The sequence below is a fragment of the Variovorax sp. P1_H12_2 genome (genome assembly GCF_056405335.1).
Genome location: NZ_JBFUCI010000540.1, coordinates 1 through 3,634 on the forward strand (window position 1 = coordinate 1; position 3,634 = coordinate 3,634).

At 65.0% G+C, this 3,634-nt stretch carries 4 protein-coding genes; all 4 read left to right on the top strand.

Annotated features, from left to right (window positions below; all coding sequences use genetic code 11):
• The first annotated feature begins 204 nt into the window (after positions 1-204).
• On the top strand, positions 205-1,395 hold the full coding sequence (locus AC1D2K_RS31865; RefSeq protein ID WP_478094083.1) for a substrate-binding domain-containing protein: 1,191 nt from the start codon (positions 205-207) through the stop codon (positions 1,393-1,395).
• A 137-nt stretch (positions 1,396-1,532) separates the two neighbouring features.
• A complete protein-coding gene (locus AC1D2K_RS31870; RefSeq protein ID WP_478094085.1) occupies positions 1,533-2,297 on the top strand; it encodes an ABC transporter ATP-binding protein in 765 nt (254 codons plus the stop codon).
• Positions 2,294-3,019 (top strand): ABC transporter ATP-binding protein, encoded by a 726-nt coding sequence (locus tag AC1D2K_RS31875; RefSeq protein ID WP_478094087.1) that lies wholly within the window; start codon positions 2,294-2,296, stop codon positions 3,017-3,019. Before AC1D2K_RS31870 ends, AC1D2K_RS31875 begins: the two co-directional genes overlap by 4 nt.
• Positions 3,016-3,634, top strand: a 619-nt coding sequence (locus tag AC1D2K_RS31880; RefSeq protein WP_478094089.1) for a branched-chain amino acid ABC transporter permease, incomplete at its 3' end; no start/stop codon positions are given. The genes AC1D2K_RS31875 and AC1D2K_RS31880, both read left to right, overlap by 4 nt.

Below are 3,634 nucleotides of genomic sequence, written 5' to 3' on the forward strand. Positions count from 1 at the left end.
CTCTTGGGCATCTCGCGCGCGACCCTCTACGAACGTCTGGAAAACCCTGAATAAAAAACATGCAATTGCCTGAAAAACGGACAACACAACTGTCCTGATTCCAGGCGATTCAGGGGTGATGCAAGGGAAAGTCCTTTGTTTTCAATGTGATGGAAGCTGGCATGAACTGTGCAATATTCAGCCATCACCTTCAGGAGACAAAGAATGCAACGTCGCTACCTCGTCGCGCTGGCCACCCTGGCTGCCGCTGGCGCCTTGACCGTCCCGGCCTGGGCCCAGTCCAACGAGATCAAGATCGCTCACGTCTACAGCAAGACCGGCCCGCTCGAGGCCTACGGCAAGCAGACCCAGACCGGCTTCATGATGGGCCTGGACTACGCGACCGGCGGCACCATGACCGTCAACGGCAAGAAGATCGTCGTGATCGAGAAGGACGACCAGGGCAAGCCCGACCTTGGCAAGTCGCTGCTGGCCGCGGCCTACGCCGACGACAAGGCCGCGCTCGCGGTCGGCCCGACCTCCTCGGGCGTGGCGCTGGCGATGCTGCCGGTGGCCGAGGAATACAAGAAGATCCTGCTGGTCGAGCCCGCCGTGGCCGATTCGATCACCGGCGACAAGTGGAACAAGTACATCTTCCGCACCGGCCGCAACAGCTCGCAGGACGCGATCAGCAACGCGGTGGCGATCGACAAGCCCGGCGTCACGGTCGCCACGCTGGCCCAGGACAACGCCTTCGGCCGCGACGGCGTGAAGGCTTTCGGCACCGCGCTGAAGAAGGCCAAGCTGGTCCATGAGGAATACCTGCCGCCGGCGACCACCGACTTCACGGCCGGCGCGCAGCGGTTGATCGACAAGCTCAAGGACCAGCCGGGCCGCAAGATCATCTGGATCGTCTGGGCCGGTGCCGGCAACCCGTTCAAGATCGTCGACCTCGACTTGAAGCGCTATGGCATCGAGATCGCGACCGGCGGCAACATCCTGCCGGCGATGGCGGCCTACAAGGCGCTGCCGGGCATGGAAGGCGCGGCCTACTACTACTTCGGAATTCCGAAGAACCCGGTCAACGAGGCCATGGTCGCGATGCACTACAAGGAATTCAAGACCCCGCCGGACTTCTTCACGGCCGGCGGCTTCTCGGCCGCGATGGCGGTGGTGACGGCGCTCAAGAAGACCGGCGGCGACACCAGCACCAACAAGCTGATCACCGCCATGGAAGGCATGAGCTTCGACACGCCCAAGGGCAAGATGACCTTCCGCAAGGAAGACCACCAGGCGATGCAGAGCATGTACCACTTCAAGATCAAGGTCGATCCGGCGTTCGCCTGGGGCGTGCCGGAGCTGGTGCATGAGATCAAGCCGGAAGAGATGGACATCCCCATAAAAAACAAGCGCTAAAAAAAGCTCGCCCCCAGGTTGCCCCGCACTTCGTGTCGGGGCGCCCACCCCCTACCGGGGGCAACACCAGAGGCCCGGCAGAGCCGGTTCCTCGGTGTTTCACCAACGGGCCTGGCTGCGCCGGCCGGGTTCAATTCATGCTCGAAACCAAAGATCTCACCATTCGCTTCGGCGGACACGTGGCGGTGAATGCTGTCTCGTGCGCGTTCGCGCCGGGCACGCTCACTGCGATCGTCGGTCCCAATGGGGCCGGCAAGACCACGTACTTCAACCTGATCTCGGGGCAGCTCAAGGCGTCCGCGGGGACGGTGTCGCTCGACGGGCAATTGCTGTCGGGGCTGCCGGCCTCGGCGCGCACGCATGCGGGGCTCGGGCGCGCCTTCCAGTTGACGAACCTGTTCCCGAACCTCACGGTGCTCGAGAACGTGCGGCTCGCGGTGCAGGCGACGCGCGAGGGCGCGCACCGGCGCGGCCTCAACCTCTGGAGCATCTGGAGCGACCATCGCGCGCTGACCGAGCGCGCCGACCGGATCCTGGCCGACGTGGCGCTCAAGACCAAGGAACACGCGACCGTCGCCAGCCTGCCGCACGGCGACCAGCGCAAGCTCGAAGTGGCGCTGCTGATGGCGCTCGAGCCCAAGGTCTTCATGTTCGACGAACCCACGGCGGGCATGAACGCGGCCGAGGCCCCCGTGATCCTCGACCTGATCCGCAAGTTGAAGCAGGACAAGAGCAAGACCATCCTGCTGGTCGAGCACAAGATGGACGTGGTGCGCGAACTCGCCGACCGCATCATCGTGCTGCACAACGGGCAACTGGTGGCCGACGGCGAGCCGGCGGAGGTCATCGCCTCGCCCATCGTTCAAGAGGCCTACCTGGGCGTCGCGAAGGAGGCGGCATGAGCACGAATCTGCTCGAGATGAAGGGCGTGCACACGCACATCGGCGCGTACCACATCCTGCACGGCGTCGACCTGGCCGTGCCGCGCGGCCAGCTCACGATGCTGCTCGGCCGCAACGGGGCCGGCAAGACCACCACGCTGCGCACGCTGATGGGCCTGTGGCATGCCTCGCAAGGCAGCGTGCGCTTCGGCGACAAGGACATCACCGCGCTGCACACGCCGCAGATCGCCGAGCTCGGCATCGCCTACGTGCCCGAGAACATGGGCATCTTCTCGGACCTCACGGTCAAGGAGAACATGCTGCTGGCCGCGCGCCGCGCCAAGAACGCCGAGCAGATGGACGATGCGCGGCTCAAGTGGATCTTCAAGCTCTTCCCCGCGGTCGAGAAGTTCTGGAACCACCCGGCGGGCAAGCTGTCGGGCGGACAGAAGCAGATGCTCGCGGTGTCGCGCGCGATCGTCGAGCCGCGCGAGCTGCTGGTCATCGACGAGCCCAGCAAGGGTCTGGCGCCGGCCATCATCAACAACATGATCGACGCCTTCGGCGAACTCAAGCGCAGCGGCGTGACGATCCTGCTGGTCGAGCAGAACATCAGCTTCGCGCAGCGGCTGGGCGACACGGTGGCCGTGATGGACAACGGCCGCGTGGTCCATAGCGGCCCCATGGCCGCCTTCTCGGCCGACGAACAATTGCAGCAATCCCTGCTGGGACTGGCGCTATGAAAAACCTGGACTTTGACTGGAAGCCGTTGCTGCTGGTGCCGGTGCTTGCATTGATCGCGTTGCCGCTCACGGGCTCGGCCTCGACCTGGCTCACGCTCACGGTCGCCGGCCTTGCAATGGGCATGATCATCTTCATCATCGCCTCGGGCCTGACGCTGATCTTCGGCCTGATGGACGTGCTCAACTTCGGCCACGGCGTGTTCATCGCGCTCGGCGCCTTCGTGGCCAGCAGCGTGCTCGGCCTGATGGGCGACTGGACCGGCTCGGGCGCGCTGTGGCGCAATCTCGTGGCCGTGTTCCCCGCGATGCTGGTCGCGATGGCGGTCGCCGGGGCGGTCGGCCTGGCCTTCGAGCGCTTCATCGTGCGGCCCGTGTACGGCCAGCACCTGAAGCAGATCCTCATCACGATGGGCGGCATGATCATCGGCGAGGAGCTGATCAAGGTCATCTGGGGCCCGGCGCAGATCCCGCTGCCGCTGCCCGAAGCCTTGCGCGGTTCGCTGCTCATCGGCGATGCCGCGATCAGCAAGTACCGCATCCTCGCGGTGGTGATCGGCGTCTTCGTCTTCGGCCTGCTGGCCTGGACGCTGGGCCGCACCAAGATCGGCCTCCTGA